This window comes from Pseudonocardia sp. C8 (assembly GCF_014267175.1).
Taxonomy (GTDB): Bacteria; Actinomycetota; Actinomycetes; order Mycobacteriales; family Pseudonocardiaceae; genus Pseudonocardia.
This window is the reverse complement of sequence record NZ_JACMTR010000002.1, coordinates 4,894,145-4,911,312: the sequence shown is the minus strand read 5'-3', so window position 1 is coordinate 4,911,312 and position 17,168 is coordinate 4,894,145. Positions and strand designations below refer to the sequence as shown.

Annotated in this window: 19 protein-coding genes and 3 pseudogenes; 7 read left to right on the top strand and 15 right to left on the bottom strand. The window is 68.1% G+C overall.

Annotated features, from left to right (window positions below; translation table 11 throughout):
• Positions 1-16: 16 nt before the first annotated feature.
• Complete coding sequence (gene merA / locus H7X46_RS23290) at positions 17-1,432, bottom strand: mercury(II) reductase (RefSeq protein ID WP_186361398.1); 1,416 nt, start codon at positions 1,430-1,432, stop codon at positions 17-19.
• Positions 1,433-1,558: 126 nt separating this feature from the next.
• Here merA and H7X46_RS23285 point away from each other — a divergent pair, with 126 nt between their 5' ends.
• From H7X46_RS23285 to H7X46_RS23275, 3 genes are all read left to right on the top strand, one after another.
• Positions 1,559-1,960 (top strand): metalloregulator ArsR/SmtB family transcription factor, encoded by a 402-nt coding sequence (locus H7X46_RS23285; protein WP_186361397.1) that lies wholly within the window; start codon positions 1,559-1,561, stop codon positions 1,958-1,960.
• Positions 1,960-2,229, top strand: a complete 270-nt coding sequence (locus tag H7X46_RS23280) for a hypothetical protein (protein WP_186361396.1) — start codon at positions 1,960-1,962, stop codon at positions 2,227-2,229. The genes H7X46_RS23285 and H7X46_RS23280 overlap by 1 nt, the downstream gene beginning before the upstream one ends.
• 135 nt (positions 2,230-2,364) lie before the next feature.
• Positions 2,365-2,862, top strand: a complete 498-nt coding sequence (locus H7X46_RS23275; RefSeq protein ID WP_186361395.1) for a hypothetical protein — start codon at positions 2,365-2,367, stop codon at positions 2,860-2,862.
• 62 nt (positions 2,863-2,924) lie between these two features.
• Here the strand turns inward: H7X46_RS23275 and merB are convergent, their stop codons facing one another.
• Positions 2,925-3,614, bottom strand: coding sequence for an organomercurial lyase (gene merB, locus H7X46_RS23270; protein WP_186361394.1), 690 nt, complete (start codon positions 3,612-3,614; stop codon positions 2,925-2,927).
• A gap of 29 nt (positions 3,615-3,643) precedes the next feature.
• Complete coding sequence (locus H7X46_RS23265) at positions 3,644-4,957, bottom strand: cytochrome P450 (RefSeq protein ID WP_186362850.1); 1,314 nt, start codon at positions 4,955-4,957, stop codon at positions 3,644-3,646.
• 75 nt (positions 4,958-5,032) lie between these two features.
• Between H7X46_RS23265 and H7X46_RS23260 the strand changes: the two genes are divergently transcribed.
• Complete coding sequence (locus tag H7X46_RS23260) at positions 5,033-5,731, top strand: TetR/AcrR family transcriptional regulator (protein WP_186361393.1); 699 nt, start codon at positions 5,033-5,035, stop codon at positions 5,729-5,731.
• A gap of 276 nt (positions 5,732-6,007) precedes the next feature.
• Here the strand turns inward: H7X46_RS23260 and H7X46_RS23255 are convergent, their stop codons facing one another.
• From H7X46_RS23255 to H7X46_RS23245, 3 genes are all read right to left on the bottom strand, one after another.
• Entirely contained in the window at positions 6,008-6,685 is a 678-nt protein-coding gene (locus H7X46_RS23255) for a haloacid dehalogenase type II (RefSeq protein WP_369775718.1), read from the bottom strand.
• Between the two features lie 107 nt (positions 6,686-6,792).
• The gene (locus H7X46_RS23250; RefSeq protein WP_186361391.1) at positions 6,793-7,341 is read right to left on the bottom strand and encodes a carboxymuconolactone decarboxylase family protein; all 549 of its coding nucleotides are present in this window, start codon (positions 7,339-7,341) and stop codon (positions 6,793-6,795) included.
• Between the two features lie 62 nt (positions 7,342-7,403).
• Entirely contained in the window at positions 7,404-7,997 is a 594-nt protein-coding gene (locus H7X46_RS23245; protein WP_370588923.1) for a TetR/AcrR family transcriptional regulator, read from the bottom strand.
• 329 nt (positions 7,998-8,326) lie between these two features.
• Here H7X46_RS23245 and H7X46_RS23240 point away from each other — a divergent pair, with 329 nt between their 5' ends.
• Positions 8,327-9,076 carry a Crp/Fnr family transcriptional regulator gene (locus tag H7X46_RS23240; protein ID WP_186361390.1) on the top strand — a complete coding sequence of 250 codons (750 nt, stop codon included), beginning with the start codon at positions 8,327-8,329 and terminating at the stop codon, positions 9,074-9,076.
• 251 nt (positions 9,077-9,327) lie between these two features.
• Positions 9,328-9,636 carry an NAD-binding protein gene (locus H7X46_RS30080; protein WP_369775716.1) on the top strand — a complete coding sequence of 103 codons (309 nt, stop codon included), beginning with the start codon at positions 9,328-9,330 and terminating at the stop codon, positions 9,634-9,636.
• Here H7X46_RS30080 and H7X46_RS30075 read toward each other — a convergent pair.
• From H7X46_RS30075 to H7X46_RS23210, 6 genes and pseudogenes are all read right to left on the bottom strand, one after another.
• Entirely contained in the window at positions 9,526-9,915 is a 390-nt protein-coding gene (locus H7X46_RS30075) for an alpha/beta fold hydrolase (protein WP_255426198.1), read from the bottom strand. The two genes, H7X46_RS30080 and H7X46_RS30075, sit on opposite strands and share 111 nt — an antisense overlap.
• 8 nt (positions 9,916-9,923) lie before the next feature.
• Positions 9,924-10,307 (bottom strand): annotated as a pseudogene (locus tag H7X46_RS30905) (alpha/beta fold hydrolase); the annotation flags it as partial.
• Positions 10,308-10,404: 97 nt separating this feature from the next.
• Entirely contained in the window at positions 10,405-11,685 is a 1,281-nt protein-coding gene (locus H7X46_RS23225; protein WP_186361389.1) for a DUF3179 domain-containing (seleno)protein, read from the bottom strand.
• A gap of 110 nt (positions 11,686-11,795) precedes the next feature.
• Positions 11,796-12,509, bottom strand: a complete 714-nt coding sequence (locus H7X46_RS23220) for a Crp/Fnr family transcriptional regulator (RefSeq protein WP_186361388.1) — start codon at positions 12,507-12,509, stop codon at positions 11,796-11,798.
• A gap of 25 nt (positions 12,510-12,534) precedes the next feature.
• On the bottom strand, positions 12,535-12,792 hold the full coding sequence (locus tag H7X46_RS23215; RefSeq protein WP_186361387.1) for a hypothetical protein: 258 nt from the start codon (positions 12,790-12,792) through the stop codon (positions 12,535-12,537).
• A gap of 17 nt (positions 12,793-12,809) precedes the next feature.
• Positions 12,810-13,253, bottom strand: a complete 444-nt coding sequence (locus H7X46_RS23210) for a hypothetical protein (protein ID WP_186361386.1) — start codon at positions 13,251-13,253, stop codon at positions 12,810-12,812.
• Positions 13,254-13,582: 329 nt separating this feature from the next.
• Between H7X46_RS23210 and H7X46_RS23205 the strand changes: the two genes are divergently transcribed.
• Positions 13,583-13,918 carry a four-helix bundle copper-binding protein gene (locus H7X46_RS23205; RefSeq protein WP_222131398.1) on the top strand — a complete coding sequence of 112 codons (336 nt, stop codon included), beginning with the start codon at positions 13,583-13,585 and terminating at the stop codon, positions 13,916-13,918.
• A 120-nt stretch (positions 13,919-14,038) separates the two neighbouring features.
• Here the strand turns inward: H7X46_RS23205 and H7X46_RS23200 are convergent.
• The 3 genes and pseudogenes from H7X46_RS23200 to fxlM all read right to left on the bottom strand — a co-directional run.
• A pseudogene (locus H7X46_RS23200) lies at positions 14,039-14,921 on the bottom strand (IS5 family transposase).
• A gap of 42 nt (positions 14,922-14,963) precedes the next feature.
• On the bottom strand, positions 14,964-16,088 hold the full coding sequence (locus tag H7X46_RS23195) for a hypothetical protein (protein ID WP_075849513.1): 1,125 nt from the start codon (positions 16,086-16,088) through the stop codon (positions 14,964-14,966).
• A gap of 5 nt (positions 16,089-16,093) precedes the next feature.
• Positions 16,094-17,158, bottom strand: a pseudogene (gene fxlM / locus H7X46_RS23190) (methyltransferase, FxLD system); the annotation flags it as partial.
• Between the last annotated feature and the right edge of the window lie 10 nt (positions 17,159-17,168).

Genomic DNA, 17,168 nt, shown 5'->3' with positions numbered 1-17,168 from the left:
GTTTTGTGCGTTGGGGTTATGCGGCGCAGCAGGAAAGTTTGGCCACGTCGCGGGTGAAGGTTTGCGCGGCGAGCTTGAGGGATTCGGCCATGGTCAAATACGGGCACCACAGCTCGCCCATCTCGTAGACACTCATCTGGTTGTGCAGCGCGTAGACGGCGGTGGCGATCACCTCGCCGGCACCGTCGGCCAGCACATGCGCGCCGAGCAGGCGCCCGGTGCCGCGTTCGGCGACCAGCTTGACCAGGCCGCGGGTGTCGCGATTGACCAGCGCGCGGGGCACGTGTTCCAGCGGCAGCACGCGGCATTCGCAGTCCCAGCCCTGCGCCTGGGCTTCGGCATCGGTGAGACCGGCGGCGGCGACCTGGGGGCGGGTGAAGGTCACCCGCGGCAGGTGGTGGTAATCCAGCGTCCGCCCGGCCTGGTGGAAGGCGTTGTCGACCACGACCGCACCGTGCGCACCGGCGACGTAGACGAACTGCGGGTGCCCCGTCACATCCCCAGCGGCCCAGATCCGCGGGTTGTCGGTGCGCAGCTGCTCGTCGGTGACGATCTGGCCGCGCTCACCGAGGCTCACCCCGACACGGTCGAGACCGAGCCCGTCGGTGACGGGCTTGCGGCCGGTGGCCATCAGCAGCTCGTCGGCCCGCAGCCAGTGGGTGTGTCCGTCCGCGTCGCGTAGCTCGGCGACCACCTGCCCGTCCTCGCGGCTCACGCGGGCGAGGACCGTGCCGGTGCGCACGCCGATGTCCTCGCCGGTGAAGACCTCGGCGAGCGCGCCAGAGATCGCCGGTTCCTCGGCCGGGGCCAGGCGATCCAGCATCTCCACGACCTCGACGCGCGTGCCCAGGTGGGAGAACAGCTGAGCTTGTTCCAGCCCGACGTAGTTGCCGCCGACCACCAGCATCGACTCGGGCAGGGCTTTGAGTTCCATGGCCGCGGTGGAGGTCAGGTAATCGACCTCGTCGAGCCCGTCCACCGGCGGGGTCCACGGCGCCGATCCCGTGGCGACGAGGTAGTGCTCGGCCTCAATCCGACGCGTGCCGCCCTCGGCGAGGACGACCTCCAGCGCAGGACCGTCGACGAACCGAGCTTGGCCGGCGAGGATCTCCCAGCCGTACTCGGCGGCCAAACCGGTGTACTTGTCCTGCTGCATCCCGGCCACCAAGTCGGCTTTGCCCTTGATCAGCTCGGCGACGGCGACCTCGTCGGCACTGGCCCGAACACCGGGGAAGCGGTCGGCCGAGAGCGCGACGTGCCGGGCCTCGGCGGCGGCCAGCAACGCCTTCGACGGCACGCACCCGGTGTTCACGCACGTGCCGCCGACGGTGCCGCGCTCAACCATCACCACCGATCGGGCTTCGCGCCGTGCGGCGATCGCTGCGGCGAAGGCGGCACCCCCGGACCCGATGATCGCCAGATCGAACACCATCCCGGTCACCCCTTTCGTGGCGAGCGGACCCCGCCCGCCTGGTCGTATTCGTATTTCCGGATGTATTCTGGCATCATAGTATCCGCCTTGGCGAATATGTACAGGATGGTTGGGAGGAACCCCCGCATGAGTGAGGCTGCGGACAGTGCCCGGTCTGGCGGGTTGCTCGGTGATGGCGGCGAGGTGGGCACGGTGGCGAAGTTCTTCCGCGCGCTGGGCGATCCGAGCCGGCTGCGGTTGCTGGAGTTCCTGCTCGACCGCGAGCGCAGCGTCAGCGACTGCGTGTCCCACATCGGGCTCTCGCAGGGCCGGACCTCCACGCATCTGACGTGTTTGGCCGACTGCGGCTACGTCCATGCCCGCCGCGAGGGCCGCTGGTGCTACTACCGGGTGGCCGACCCGCGGGTGGCCGAGTTGGTGATGCTGGCCCGCGCGCTGGCGGCCGACAACTGCGCGGCGCTGGCAGCTTGCGAGCGCATCGACGCCACCTCCACCGCCAAGGCGCAAACTTCGACCAGGGGCGCGTAATGGCCACCACGGACAAGCGCGGCGTGCTCGCGACGATCGGCCTTGGCGTACTGCTGGTGTTGTGCTGCGCCGTCCCTGCTCTGATCGCCGCGGGGGCGCTCGGCGTGCTCGGCGCGTGGCTGCGGAACCCCTGGGTGATCGGCGCAGCCCTCGGCGCCGCGCTCGTCGTGGCCTGGCAGGTCTGGGCCCGGCACCGCGGGCGGTACAGCACTGGTGGCGGCTCAGGTCTGCCCGGGAATCACGATGATGACCGACCATCCGCGCCGTAATCCGCCCGTTCTTGCCCGTCCGCGTTCTGATCAGGAGTGGTGATGTCCTCGCCGTCCCACGCGACCCCCGCACGTTCCCGCTCCGTCAGCACTAGCACCGCGCTGGCTCGTCTGGCCCGTGATCGCCCCTCGCGTGTGCTGTTGGTGGTCTTGGCTGTCATCGGCTTCGCCGTTTACGCCACGGTGCTGCCCTCCGAAGAAGCCAGCGGGCGCCTGAGTCTGTCCAACTGGACATATCTGACCGGGCTGCAGTGGAGCTTTAGCATTGTGCTTGCCCTGGGGCTGGCCACCGTGCTCACTGTGCAGGTCTATGCCGCGCGCCAAGCCCTCGCCGCTCGCCGCAGTGCCAGCGGCCGGGCTGCCCTCGGGGGATTTGGCTTCTTGGCCAGCCTCGTGCCCAGCCTGTGCTGCAGCCCCGTCCTGTCCACGGTCCTCGCGCTGTTCGGTGTCGGTGCCGGCGGTGCCACCGCCACGATGAAGACCATCGCCCCGTACGCGACCGTGATCCTCATGGGCACGGTCGTACTCTTCGTTCTCCTGGTGTGGTGGAGTATCCGACGTCTCGCGTGCCACACCGCCGTGGCGCGGGAGGATGGAGAGTGCTGTGGCCGAGAGCACTCCGCCAGCCACTAAGACTCACCCGTGGTCGCCGTTGCCTAGGCTGCGAGGTGGCCACGGACGGGACCGGAGCCGGATCACTGTGGGGTCGGGCTGACCGCTTCCAGAAGGGCGCGAGCGATCTCGCGCAGGTGATCGTAGGCGTCCCGGACGCCGAAGACGTGGACGCCAGGATGGTCGGCGACCCAAGTACTGGCGGCCTCGGCGGAGGCGAACAGCGGCCCCTGGGTACAGATGGTCGCGTCGATTTCCTCGGAGGGCATGGCGGCGATTTCCTCGAACGCGGGCAGGGCCGGATAGCCCACGACTGCCTCCGCCGGGTCGAGGCTAGCCACACCGTCCGGGGTGAGGTCCACCCGGATCGGGGCACCCGTGGCGGGACAGGTCTCCTCGATGGTGAGAGGTTCGTCGAGCACGGCCGCCCACAGCAGCACGTCGGGGGCGCATCCGCTGACCGGGAAGCTGCGCTGGCCGATACGCAGCCGGCGCCGCAGCATGCCGGTGTGCTGCGACAGATCCAGGGTGATCTGACCGTCGTTCAGCCGTACCCAATGCCCACCAGGTCCCTGTTGCGCCAGGGTCGCGGTTTCCTCTGCCGGGCGGCCTACCTCTTGGGCCAGACGTTCAATCGGCACGGGGTGTTCTCCGAGATTGGTCAGGCGGGCCAGGTGCAGGCCGACACTGATATGTCCGCGGGCGGCGAACCTCGTGAGCAGCGTGCGCGCCGTGGCCCAGAAGTCCTCGGCGCTGCGGTCATTGGCGTCCATGACGTTTCTCCGTCTCGTGTGGTGGGTGCTCAAGCTGCGGCGGGTGGGTGGCTGATGCTGATCGGCAGCGCCTCCAGCGACCGGAACACATCCGGGCGGTAGCGGGGTGGATCGGCGTCCAGGCGCGGATTGTCCAGACGTTGGGTCAGGACCACGAACGTGATCTCGGCCTGCATCCGGGCCAGCGGCCCGCCGAGACAGGCGTGCATGCCGCTGCCGAAGGCCAGATTCCGGTTGTCGCTGCGGTGGATGTCGAAGGTGTCCGGATCGGCGAAGCGGGCCGGGTCGCGGTTGGCGGCAGCGATCCAGACCAACACGTGCTGGCCACGGCCGATGCGGTAGCCACCGAGGTCGAGGTCGGCTAGGGCGACGCGCCGGGTGAACTGGAACGGAGCGTCGTAGCGCAGTACCTCGTCGACGGCGCTCGCTGCCAGGGCCGGGTTCTCGCGCAGCGCGGCCCACTGATCGGGATGGCGCAGGAGGGCCAGCGTGCCGTGGCCGAGCAGGTTGACGGCGTTCTCGTAGCCAGCGACGAACAGCAGCCGCAGCGTGGCGTTGATCTCCTCGATCGACAGCTGCCCACCGTCGGCCTCGGCCGCCAGCAGCGCGGACACCAGATCATTGCCGGGGTTCTCGCGGCGATGGTCGATCAGCCAGGCGAAGTAGTCCCGCAACTGCTGCTGGATGCGGTCGGCCTCGACCTGCCGGGCACCCTCGCCGGCCTGGTCCAGCTCGGCGGCGGCTTTGAGGCTGCCGGACTCGAACGAGCAGCACAGCTGGGTGCGCGGCCATGAGGCGACGAACGCACGGTCGGTTTCGGGAATGCCGATCAGCTCGCAGATCACTGCGATCGGCAACGGGTAGGCCAGCTCGTCCACGAAATCGAGTCGCCCGCGCCGGGTTGCTTCGTCGAGTACGTCGGTGACGAAGTGCTGGATGAATCCGCGCAGGGCGTCGACGCGGCGCGGGGTGAAGCCCTTGGCGACCAGTTTGCGCAGCCGGGTGTGCTCCGGCGGATCGCGGTGCAGGAACGACTGATCGTCCAGTTGCGCCAGATACGGCGCCGAGAGCGCGCCTTGCGCCTGCTGGGCCTGGTGTGCCGCCGAGTTGCGGTCGTCGGTGGACATCTGCGGGTTGTGCAGCACCGTGGCCACGTCATCGTAGCGGAAGACCCACACGGCGCCGGAAATGTCCGCGACCGGGTAGTCGCGTCGCAGTGTCCGGTAGAGCGGGTAGGGATCCGCTGTGCTCGCGATCTCGCCACCGGTCAGTACGTGGTGCAGTTCCGGGTCGATGTCGGCCAGGGCTGGAGGGGCCTGGGCAGTAGTGAACGTCGGCATCATCGCCTCCAACGTGGGATTATGGTGTAATCCAGAATAAGCTTACGGTGTATCACGTCAAGGGCTACGATGTAAGCTATGACTGTGGCGATGGCGAACAGTGAACAGACCCGCGCACCCCTAACCCGCGACCATGTGCTGTCGAGCGCGGTGCGCTACGTCGACGAGCACGGCCTCGATGCGCTGAGCATGCACAAGCTCGGCGCGGAACTCGGCGTGAAGGCCATGTCGCTGTACAAGCACGTGGCCAGCAAGGACGATCTGCTCGACGGGATCGTCGAGCAGCTGTGGGCGGAGATCCCCATTGAGCCGGCCAGCGCCGACTGGCGGAAGGCCATCAAACGGCTCGCGGCAGCCCTGCGGAACCTCGTCCATCAGCATCCCCGCTCGGCCTCGCTGCTGACTAGCCGGCAAACCATCCACGAGCGCCCGCTGGAAATCTCCAGCGCCCTGCTGACCGTGATGCGCAATAGCGGCGTCCCGGAACAATGTGCGGTGGCCTTGCTGCGCACGATCTTCCCGTACGCCATTGGCTATGCCCTTGCCGAACTGGCCTACCCGGACTCCGCGGACGGCGACGACGCGGTGAGCCGCATTCGCCGTATCACCAACATGCTGTCCCCGGATGCCTCCGACGACCTGGTCCGCACCGCGCTGCTGGTCTGCGGCGACTGCGACATGAATGCCCAGTTCGACATCGGCCTGGACCTGATGATCCGCGGCCTCGACGCTTATCTCGACACCGCGACGCAAGCTGGCGTGGCCAGCGCACGGTGACCCTAGGCTGTTGGCCTGGCAGCAGGTGCGACGTGCTGCCCGGCTCGCTCGATTGCCGGTACAGACCGAGCCTGGTTGTCAGCATTGTCCGACGTGGCGCGTTAGCGAGCAGGCTTCGCGGGGCGACTGCGGGGTGTCGGCGGTGCGGGTGCCGGCCGGGACCTGAGTCGAGGGAGATGTCCGGATGCGACGTCCAGTCGGTGCGCCTGCTCGCAGACGGCGCAGGTGCACACGTCTGCCGCCCGATCCGAAACAAGGGGAATCAGCAGCCGCTACTTATGGCCGGGTCGGGTCGCCCGGCAGGACGGTGGCCAGTGCCGTGAGTCGCCGAGCGACCTCGACGAGGTCCTGCCCGACGACGTCTGCGGGGAGGAACACGTCGGCGTAGTGGCCTTCCAGCCGACTGGCCCAGCCGGTGGTCAGTCCGGCGCGTTTCGCGCCGTGGCAGTCAAAAGCGTGCACGGCAACCAAGGCGACCTCGGAAGCGGCATGGCCGATCTCATTCAGCGCATGCTCGTAGACCCGCATTGGCGGTTTCCAGCTGTGGATATCGGCCACGCTCAGGACCTGATCAACGTAGTCGGCGAGCTTGTTGCGGTGCAGGAACTGGGTGGTGGTCTCGGCGGTGCCGTTGCTCAGGCACGCCACGGAAATCCCCGCGTCGGCCAGGATCTGCATGGCGGGTTCGACGTCGGGGTGGGCAGGCAGGTCACCGAAGCCAGTCAGCACATGGGCGATGGCCTCATCGTCGAGTTCACCGCGGGCCAGCGTCTGCAGGGCCGCTGCGGCCACGTTCGGGAACGGTTCGTAGTCGCCGGCCAGGGTCAACGCCATGCCATCGCGCAGCAGCCGGTCGAACCACCGCTCCAGCAGCTGCGGGGCCAGGCCCACCTCGGTGAATCGGGGCCGGAGAGGCTCCAGGGACATCAGCGTCTCCACGACGTCGAACGCCACTGTTCGAGGCCGGGTGGGCATGGGGATCTGCCTCCTGTGGTCGTGGCTGCTTGCCCGATGAGGACCGGGGGTGGGGTGGGCGTTCGTGCCACCCCACCCCCGGTGGGTCAGGCGTTCCAGGTGTGCGGCTGGAACGCGTCGTCGACCGGAGTGTTGGCGAAGTGGTTGGTGTAGTTCGACAGCGTCTTCATCGCCACGCCCAACACGATGTCCAGGATCTGGCGTTGGCTGTACCCGGCGGCAAGGAATGCCTGCGTCTCGTCCTCGGGCACGAAGCCTTGATGGGCGACCACGGCCTGGGTAAAGCGCCGCACGGCCTCCAGCGACTCGTCCGGGATGGGCTTGTCGTTGCGCAGGGCGTCGATGGTGTCGGTATTCACCCCGGCTTGCTGGGCCATCGCTGAGTGCACTGCCATGCAGTAGTGGCAGGAGTTCTGTCGGCTGGCTGCCAGCCACACGACATGTTTGGCCTGTGTGGATAGTGATGTGTTCTGGAACTGGTCGCTGAGCGCCTGGTAGGCGTTGAACGCCTGCGGCGACTCGGCGAACACGCCGTATAGATTCGGCACAAACCCGAAGCTCTGCTTGGCGTGCTCCAGCGAGGGGGCCACGTCGTGTGGGGCGGTGTGCTCGTCGTGGATGCGGAATTCCACCATGGACTCGATCCTTTCGTGCGTGGTGTGCTGGTGCTTCGTTGGCGGGAACCGGTGTGCTGGAATCAGCCAGGGGACATCTCCGGGCCGGGCGTGGCATGGCTGCCCGGGCGGCGCAGTGCGCCCAAGGCGGCCTCGACGGCCCACCGCAAGCTGGACGGCTCGGCGCCCGCGCGCGAACGCAGGTTGACCCCTTGTGCCAACAGCGCCAGGTGTTCGGCACTGGCACCGATCACCACGTCCTCGTGGAGCTGACCAGCCTGCTCGGCCGCGCGCAGCGCCGTGGCCAGGGCTGCGACGAGGTGCTGGTGATGCTCGTCCAGCACCGTGCGGACATCGGGGTCGGCTCCTTCGGCGGCGATTTGCAGATTGGTGGCCAGGCAGCCCCAGCGGGCGTGCGGCCCCGAGCAGCGCGCTGTGATCAGCTGATCGAAGAACGCCGCGATGGCCGGCAACCCCCGCCCGTCGGTCTCCAATTCTCGGAACGCCGGGTCCGCGTGGTCGGCCAAGTATCGCCGCAGGGCATTCAGGCAGAGCGCGCTCTTGCTGCCGAATGTCGCGTACAAGCTGGAGCGGCTCAGGCCGGTGGCGGAGACGATGTCCTGCATCCCGGTGTGTGACCAGCCGCGCCGCCACAGCAGCGGCACCACCTGGGCCACCGCCACATCAGGATCGAAGTGTCTAACGTCCGGCACCACACCTCCAACTTGGAACGACCATTCCAAGTTAGGTGGTTGGCAGACCACTCCGCAACAGGGCTGTGGAATGTCAGACGGCGACCACCGAGTTGCGTTCACCACGCGCCTTGGTCTCAGCATGCCTCCCCGGTGTCGGCGAGGACGACGATGGCGGCTTTAGGCATGCCTTTCCCGCCTCGGCGCTCGGGCGGGCGAGCGCGTCTTCCCGCCGCTTACTGACCGTGCCCCCATCCGACCCCGCCCTCGCGCTGGAGCCGACGAAAATGTCAGCGCGATGACATGATGGGCCTATGACGTTCTCCCGCGTGTCGTCTGCGGCGTTGGACCGTGCCGTGCGTCTGCTGGGTCCCGGTGGTGCTACGGAGATGGCTATCCGGCAGGCCGCGTGGGTGGCACGGTGCGTCGGGCGCGGGGAGTCCTCGCCGTTGAGTCCGGATGATCTCACCGCGCTGGCGGCATTCCTGCGCACCCGCGCGCTCGCTCGGGGCGAGCTGCTGTTCCCGGCCGGTTCGGCACCGCCGGGGGTGTGGATCATCCAGCACGGGCGGGTCGAGCTGTCGGTGGGCGCGGGCAGGCGGCGTTCGGTGGTGCACGTGTTGCAACCCGGCGACGTCGACGGCGACATCCAGCATCTGCTGGACATGCCCCTGCCCTACACCGCCCACGCGCTGGACGAAGCCACCGTGCTGTTCTTGGCTGCGCCCGACTTCGAACAGCTGCTCGGGCAACGCCTGACGATCACGCGACGGTGGCTGTCCAGTGTGGCCGAGCGCTTGGCGGCCAGCCAGCACCGGGTGATCGGCCTGCTGGGCCGGTCGCTGACCGAGCAGGTGGCCCAGCTCTTGCTCGACGAAGCCGTTGTGGACCAGGTTCTGCTGCCGCAGCGCACGCTGGCGGCCATGGTCGGGGTGCAGCGGCCCTCGCTGAACAAGGTGCTCAAGGAGTTCGAGCGGCAGGGCTTGATCGCTGTGCGCTACGCCGCCATCGAGCTGATCGACCGTGACGGGTTGTACCGGCTTCTCGAAGCCAACCCCGCTTAACACAGGAGGGTTGGTGCCGGGCAGATCGGCGTAGAGCGACCTGGTCACGGGTTGCGGTGGCGTTCGCACGGCTTTCCAACGAGCAGGCGTTCGTGTCCGGCTGCTGACAGTTGGTCCTTCCGGGCCCATCGCGGGATCGTGCTCAACCCCGGTACTGAACCGGCGATCCCACCGATCGAGGACTGACCGGCACACCGTTCTGGACCAACCGAGACGCCGTACGGGCCCGCGAGGTCCCACGCTCCCTGATAGTGCTCGGCGCGGGCCCGGTCGGCATGGAATTCGCCCAGGTGTTCACCCGCTTCGGCAGCGACACCGCTCTGATCGAAACCGCACCGCGATCGAACCGGCCTTGGAGGATCTCAGCGCTAGGACACGCCGGGGTAGTTCCAGCCGCCGTACCCACGGTGGCATGGCAGGGACAAGCAAGAGCGAAGCACATCGTGGGATCAACGGGACGCCCGTGCGGTGATCTCGTCGACGGCGGCCGCGAGCTGGTCGGGGTGGTCTTCGGGCGTGAAGTGGCGACCAGTGTCGATGCGCCGAAGGTCGGTCCCTAAGTCACTGGCCAAACGGGCGCCGTAGTGCTCCTTCTGGAACCGGTCGGCGGTGCCCCAGACCACCCGAGCGGGCACATCCAGCTGAGGCAGTTGGTCGGTGACCGCGAGTGTGTCGCGCGAGTTGAGCGCGTTGACCTGCCGGACCAGGGAACGGGCCGCACCGTGGGTGGCGTAGTGCCGCCAGTGCACACCGATCGACTCGCTGGCGCGGGCGGTGTTGTCGTGGCCACGCCGCAGGAGGGAGACGAACAGGGGTATATGGCGCTGTCGGGCAGGCACCGCAGGACCGGTGCGGCGCGCTGCATCGCCTGAACGCTGGGGATGGGCCAGGAGTCGTAGCAGATCGCGTTCGTGAGCACGAGACCGGCAACCCGATGGTGGTGACGGGCGGCCAGGATCTGGATGACTCCGCCGCCGAGGTCGTGTCCCGCGAACACGGCTCGGTCGATGCTGAGGTGGTCCAGCCACGCCACGAGGTAGTCGGCTTGGCGAGCCACTGAGAGGTCCCGATCGGTTCCTGCCGGAATGCTGGCGCCGTAGCCAGGCATTTCCCAGGCCAGGCACCGTGCGCTGTCGAGACGGGGGAGAACGTGGCGCCATAGCTCGGCCGAGGTGGGAATGCCGTGCACGAACACCACCGGGTGGCCGTCACCGTGCTCGATCCAGCGCATGGGAATGTCGTCGACGACGGCGGTCCGTTCTTGCATGTGATCCTCCTCGCGAGGCGGGGGCGTCTTCGGATCGTCGATCACGCACCTGGTGCGTCGCTCACCGCGACTGACCAGTGGTGAGCTCGTCGGGTGTGGCGTGCAGTCGGGAGTGCGGGTGGTAGGCGGCCCAGGCGAACCAGAAGGGTTTGTCGAAGGAGAACGGCGTTGCCTGCAGCTGTTGTCCGCCCCGGGGGCCACGGATGCAGCGACCGAGCACGTCCCATGTGCTGCCGGTGTCGGTGTCCTCCGCCACCTCATACCCGCCGGTGGTGGGTGTGGCTGGTCGGAATTCGAGTGGGCGGCCGTCCATGTGGCGGCGAAATGCTGTGGCGATATCTCTGCTTGGTTCGTAGAAGGCGACGGTGGGCTGGGTGCCGACGACGTCGTTGATGACCGGCTGGGCATGGAGCGCGGCTCGGGTGTAGGCGATGGCGTCGCCGTCTTCGACCAAGCTGAGTAGTTGGGTCTTGGCCGGGATCCGCTCGTCCACGCTGTCGGTGGCCAGCAGTGTGCGGGAGCGTGACCGGGTGCGCGTGTGTTCGGCTCGCATCAAGCTGGTGACCAGCCGGTCACCCGGTGACCGGACCGGGCTGTCGGCCAGGGTGGTCTCCGGGGCGAGCTCCTGCCACGCGGCCCAGGTTGTATAGACGACGGGCACGGTGGTCAGCCGCTGGCCGAGGAGTTCGCCGTGGGCGATTTCGGGCAGGAGTTGCTGGACGAAGCTTCCCGTGGAGTGTTCGCGGTAGAGGATGTTGTTGCGGGGCGCGGACAGCACGGACAGCCGCATCCGCGTTCGGCCCTCGCCGAGACGGTAGGCGATGGCGCTGTTGGTCAGGCCGCAATAGCTGACCGCCACGGGCTCGCCGCCCAGGATGTCGGTGACGATGTGCGGCCGGGCCAAGGCACGCGCGGGATAGGCGCGCGCCTGCCCGTTGAGTCGCACCCCGAGCACCTCGGTATCGCTGCCGAGCACGCGGTCGGCCTCTGCTGCCGGACGGACCTGGGGGCGCCCTCGCCGCGGAGCGAACAGCCACGGGTCGTAGCTCACCGCCGCACCAGCGGACACGCCGAGCAAGCCAACCACCGTCGTCAACGCAGTGCGCCGCGGCGCTCTGCCGCGCACGGCCCGCCCGACCAGGGCCGCTGCCGAGATCACTCCGGTCGCTGCCAGGGGAATGCGGCCCCGCCAGGCGATCTCCAACTCGCGATAGCCGGGAGGGCGGGCCATGAGCATTGGGGTGGACAACTCCGCTGCCGCCAGAGCAGGAGCACCGACGGCAGTCGTCGCCAGGGCAGCCTCGCCAACGCTGGTACGCATGATCGACAGCTTGACCTCCAAGGAAGACTCCGCACACTGCTGCAGGTGTGCCCGATACACAGCAAGCCCACGCCTCCTTCCCGCTACCGCTCTCATTTGGGGCCGAAGACGCCGGGGCCGCTCTCCCTGATCTAGTGCTCAAGCGGGAAGTTGGTCGCCGTTCGGCCACCGCCCTCGGCATAGGTCAACAGACGCTCCCGGCTGGTGACGGTGATCTTTCCGCGATGCAGCCGGATTAGCCCGTGGTCGGCCAGCTCTCCCAGGGCGGTGGTGGTGCGTTCGCGGGTGGCGTTGACCAGACCGGCGAGCTGGTGATGGGTCAACCGGACCGGCTCCGGCACCGTTCCCGAGAGGGTTCCCTTGGTCAGAGTCCACAGCGTGCTGGCCAGTCGTTCCGGGAGGCTCTTGCATGCCAGGTCGGTCAGGCGGTGTTCGAGTTCGGTGATCCGCTCGGTCATGTGCTCGACGATGCGGGTGGCGATTCGCGGGTCAGCCAGCAGCAGCTGCCGCACGTCGTGCAGGCTCATCAGGCACAGCTGCGAGGGTTCCAGGGCCTCGGCCCAGTTGCTGCCCATCCGCAGCCCCATGAGCGGGATCTCCCCGAACACGGTGCTGGGGCCAAGTAGCGCGGTGGTGACCGTCTGGCCAGCGGCGCTGATCTGGTAGAGGCGCACTCGGCCTCGTTTGACGATGAACAGTGTCTCGGTCGGCCGCTGTGGGCTGTAGAGCACCTGCCCCGCCGCGACGTTGCGCAGCGGGGCGTGCGCTCCCAGGTCGGCCATTTCCCGCCGGGACAAGTCCCGGAAGAGATCGACCTCGGACAGGCAGTAGAGGTTGTCCGGCACCGGCCCTCCGGTAGTGGTTGCGACACTAGTCACCATCGTCATCGATCCGCGGGTTGTCCAGCCGGTACAAGAGCTCCCGCAATGACGGGTTACCCAGTGCGATGGTGGTCTCCCCGAGCCGGTAGGTCGGGGTGCCCACGAGCCCGTCGGGCTTCGGCCCCGCGTGCTGGGCGAGATCGATGACCTCGACCGGCTGGGCTGGCCGCACGCGGCGCACGGTGTCGGCGAGCTTTTCCGCCGTCCGACAACTGGCGCAGCCGGGTGAGGTGTAGATCCGCAGCACCGGTACTTCTGGGCGCGTCATGCGTGATTCGCCCTGCGCCGGAACCCGTAGAAGATCAGCGCGGTGACGATGCCGTATATCAGGTGGCCCATCAGGCTCTGCATCGCATTGGCGCCCATCTGAAACACCGGCATGCCCAGCCCGGCGGGCATGAGCAGCAGGCCGCCGAGCACCCACCAGATCACGCCGTAGGCCACCCCCGCCCCCAGCAGCGGCCAGAACCGGATCAATGGCACGACGAGCCCGAAGCCCGCGCCGAGGATCGCCGAGATCGCCAGGTGCACCACGGCTCCAACGGCGGCGCTGTCACTGCCCACGAGCATCGCGACCTTGGGCAGCATGCCCATCATCGCCATCAGGATGCCGAACATGATGCCGCCACCGATCCCGGCGACCGCCCCGTAGAGCACGCGGGAGGCAGCCGCCTGCACCGGGTGGACGGGGCGAGCAGTAGTGGACATGAGCAGGTCCTTCCAATTTTGACGCAACAATCAGTTCGCCTCTCCAGCGTGGTTGGCCGCGTCCGGTCTGCTCGGTAACTGGCGTTACACAACGCCGCTTCACACAAGCACTGGTCGAGAAGTCCGACGGGAGGCGCAGTTGTCCTGTTCCGGGGTGGGTTTCGACGGCACCGGCCACAGGGTCTTTCTGCACCCCGGGCTTCGTCCCGGTTCCTACGCCACGCGGAAGCTTGATCGTGATTTGCGCTTGCCCATGGGGGAAATGGGTAAAAGCGGCGTTGCAGGCCGTGACCGGACCTGCCAAAGATCCCGTTTCCGAGGAGGCTGTGATGGCCGCAACGATGATCGAGCAGCGTTATCAGGAAGCAGTGGAGGCGTGCGCGCGCTGCCGCCAGTCCTGCGAGACCTGCCACTACAACTGCTGTTTGCCCAACGGCAGCGCCGACTGTGGTCGGCTGTGCGTGGATTGTGCGGAGATTTGTCGGCTGTGCGAGACACTGATGGCGCGCGGCTCGCAGTGGGCACCGCAGGTGGCTGTTCTGTGCGCGCAGGTGTGTGATGCCTGCGCCGAGCAGTGCGAGCGCAGCGACTCCGACTACTGCCGGGCGTGTGCGCACGCCTGCCGCGAGTGCGCCCGCCAGTGCCGCTCCATCGCCGCAGGCTGACTCCGCTAGAGCGTCGATCTGCGGGTGGGGCCTGTGGTGCCCCCACCCGCAGATCGGGCTGGGCAGCGCTCTCGCTAGCGGGGGCTCGGATCGTGCCCACGACCGCGCTAGGGCGTGTTGCTAAATCCATTGGAGGGCTGCGGCGATACGGATCCCGGCCGCGTATGAGCAGGCCGTCTTGTCGAACCGCGATGCGAGTCCTCGCCACTGTTTCAACGCGTTGAAGCACCGCTCGACGACGTTGCGGCCCTTGTAGCGTTCCTTCTGCTCGTTGCCGAAGTCGATCGGGCGGCCTGGCCGCGTGCGCCGGTTCGCGATCTGGTCGGCGCGCTCGGGGATGGTGGCCTTGATACCGCGCTCGCGTAGCCAGCCCCGGTTCGTCTTCGACGGGTACCCCTTGTCTGCGAGCACGCGGTCCGGGCGTGTGCGCGCAGGGCCCCGGCCGGGGACGTGGATCTCGTCGAGCACGTCGGTGAACATGCTCGTGTCCGCGACCTGCCCGCCGGTCAGTACGAACGCCAGAGCCCGGGCCTGCCCATCGCAGACGAGGTGGATCTTCGTCGTCACACCGCCCCGTGACCGGCCGATCGCGTGATCAGGCGGTTCCAGCCCGGCCTTCTTGTAGTTCGATGGAGCCCCCCGTGACCCGCCTCATCGTCGCTCCGTGCTGATGCACACGCGCGATCGACGAGTCCACCGACACAACCCAGTCGATCTCTCCTGCCAACGACGCTCGCTTCTGCACGTGAGTGAGCAGGTCGTCCCAGACGCCCGCGGCGGCCCACCGGCGGAAGTTCTTGTAAACCGTGTTCCAGCTCCCGAACCGCTCGGGCAGGTCCCGCCATGCTGAGCCCGTCCGGAACCGCCACGCGGTCGCCTCGACCACCGTGCGTCGATCTACCGGCGGACGGCCCCGCGTCCTCACCGGCGGGAACACGTCCTGGATCAGCTCCCAAACCTCGTCAGTGATGACATCTCGCGACACCCCCCAAGCATCGCCCACACATCCCGGAACAACTTTTAGCAACACGCCCTAGGACCCGCCCTACGGGTTCGCTGGAGCGTTGACGTTGCAGGACATCGTCTTCACGCTGCGTGCCATGGCCTCTTCGGCGCAGGCTAGTGCTGTCGTGAGGTCTGCCAGCAGTGTGGCCGGGAGCGTGCCGCTGCCGAGCGCGCACGCTTCGACCGAATCGGACAACTCGCGCGCTTGGGAGTCGGTGAGCAGCTCGCGGCAACCATTGTGGGCGAGTACATCGCGAGCGACGTATCCGTCTCGTGTCGCGGCGGCGTAGTCGATCAGATCAACGGCGATCTGGTGCACGGGTGGATCGTCAACGGTGCCGATGGCGTCGATGAAGGACAACCCGAGCCGTGTGTGGAAGACCGCCAAGCCGGGCGCGGAGGTGTCGAGTCGGTGGTACTGGTTCAGGAGCGTGGGCAGATCGGCGACGCCCGAGGCGCCGTGGCACTGGATGGTCAGGCAGGCGGTCACGGCGTTCTCCCAAGGGTCTCCTGGTGTTGTGTCGGCCAAGAGGGTGAGGGCGCTGTCGGTGTCCCCGGATACGGCGTGGGCGATGACCGCGATCTGGCGACCGTCAAGCATCCGTCGCCCGACGCCCTTGTACGCGTCGAGCCGGGCGCGTGCCTCCGCCCAGCGGCCGGCTGCGGCCAGAGCGCGGCCACCGGTGGCCAGCAGGACTGCCCACAGCCAGCTGCGGATGTGCTGGTGCGTCTCGGCGGAGTCGGTGAGGTCGGCCGGGATCTCGATGCCGTCGACGATGGCGTCAGTTCGGGCGGAGACCGCGGTGAACAGGGTGTCGATCAGCGCGAAGGCGCGCTCGCCCTGACCCTCGCGGATGTAGAGGCGGGCGAGGTTGGTGATCGGTTCGAGAGCGAGGCGGGCTACCTGCGCGCCCAAGGGGCGGGCGCGCAGGTAGATGTTCACCTGCTGGTGGCACCACCGCCGGGCCAGTTCGGGCAGGCCGCAGTCGGAGGCGATGAGCGCCGCGTTGTTGTGCACGGCGGCGGCTTCGGCGAGCTCGCCGCTGTGCTCGACTTGGCGTGCTCGGTCGCACAGCTCGGCCACCCGCCGGGCCAGCGGGAGGCAGGCCGGGCGGGTTCGGGCAACGAGGGGGAAGCGGCGGGCGAACTGGCCGGCGGGGTCCACGGGCGTCACTCCCAGGTGACGGTCATGGGCTTGGTGGGGCGGTCCAGGACCACGAAGCCGGGGTTGGTGTCCGGCTGGGGCGCGGTGTCGGGAATGGCGAATCGGACGGTGCTGGCGCGGAAGCCCTGGTCCCAAGTCGAGATCTCGACCGAGACCTGCTCGGCGAGTTCCTGCGCGTTGGGGCCGTGGCCGATGACGCCGACCTCGTAGCGTCGGCCGCCGTCCGGATCGGGGTCCGCGGCGCGGATGGTGAGGTAGGCGAGGCTGCCGTCGGCGGCGGTGGTGGCCATCGCCACCGAGGGGAACATCGGCCGCACAAGGCCGCTTTCCTTCGCAGCGGGAGCGACCTCCATGCGCATCAGCGGGTTGGGCAGGTGGCAAGCCAGCCAGAGATCCAGCCATTCGAAGGATTCCATCGGGACGAAGTGCACGCCGGTCCACACTTCGCAGGCAGGGCTGTCGAAGACGCCGGTCAGGGTGTCCGGGTCGGTGGCGTGGTTGTTGTCCTTATGGATTTGCAGCGTCACCTCCCCGGTGCCGGTGAGGTCCAGAACGCGGCGAGCGTCGTCGCCAAGGCCACGCAGCGGCATGAAGATCGCCATCTCACTGCCCAGGCTGCGCCAGCCGTCCTGGTCGCGTTCGAAGACGATGCTGCGAGAGGCACAACCACGCAGGCGCACCGGAGCTACCAGACGTCCGCCGGGTGTGAGCTGGTCGAGCCAGGCAGCCGGGACCTCGTGGGCACCGACGGTAGCGATGACGCGGTCGAAAGGCGCAGTTTCTGGGTGGCCGAGTGCGCCGTCGGCGGCGACCGCCTCGACGTTGTCGATGCTGGCTGCGGCCAGGTGCTCGCGTGCTCCGGCGACGAGGTCCTCGTCGATGTCGATCGTGGTGACATGCCCGTCGGCGCCGGTGAGGGTGGCCATCAGGGCGGCGTTGTAGCCGGTGGCCGCGCCGAGTTCGAGCAGCCGTTCGCCGGGCTGGATGCCGAGCTGTTCGAGCATCATGGCGACGATCTTGGGCTGGGACGCGGCGCTGATTCGGGTGCCGTCGCCCTCGTGTTTGGTGTAGACGGGCTCG

Excerpts from the sequence above, each read along its gene's own strand:
- merA (WP_186361398.1), bottom strand. The coding sequence starts at position 1,432 with ATGGTGTTCGATCTGGCGATCATCGGGTCCGGGGGTGCCGCCTTCGCC.
- H7X46_RS23285 (WP_186361397.1), top strand. The coding sequence starts at position 1,559 with ATGAGTGAGGCTGCGGACAGTGCCCGGTCTGGCGGGTTGCTCGGTGAT.
- H7X46_RS23280 (WP_186361396.1), top strand. The coding sequence starts at position 1,960 with ATGGCCACCACGGACAAGCGCGGCGTGCTCGCGACGATCGGCCTTGGC.
- merB (WP_186361394.1), bottom strand. The coding sequence starts at position 3,614 with ATGGACGCCAATGACCGCAGCGCCGAGGACTTCTGGGCCACGGCGCGC.
- H7X46_RS23265 (WP_186362850.1), bottom strand. The coding sequence starts at position 4,957 with ATGATGCCGACGTTCACTACTGCCCAGGCCCCTCCAGCCCTGGCCGAC.
- H7X46_RS23260 (WP_186361393.1), top strand. The coding sequence starts at position 5,033 with ATGACTGTGGCGATGGCGAACAGTGAACAGACCCGCGCACCCCTAACC.
- H7X46_RS23250 (WP_186361391.1), bottom strand. The coding sequence starts at position 7,341 with ATGGTGGAATTCCGCATCCACGACGAGCACACCGCCCCACACGACGTG.
- H7X46_RS23240 (WP_186361390.1), top strand. The coding sequence starts at position 8,327 with ATGACGTTCTCCCGCGTGTCGTCTGCGGCGTTGGACCGTGCCGTGCGT.
- H7X46_RS23210 (WP_186361386.1), bottom strand. The coding sequence starts at position 13,253 with ATGTCCACTACTGCTCGCCCCGTCCACCCGGTGCAGGCGGCTGCCTCC.
- H7X46_RS23205 (WP_222131398.1), top strand. The coding sequence starts at position 13,583 with ATGGCCGCAACGATGATCGAGCAGCGTTATCAGGAAGCAGTGGAGGCG.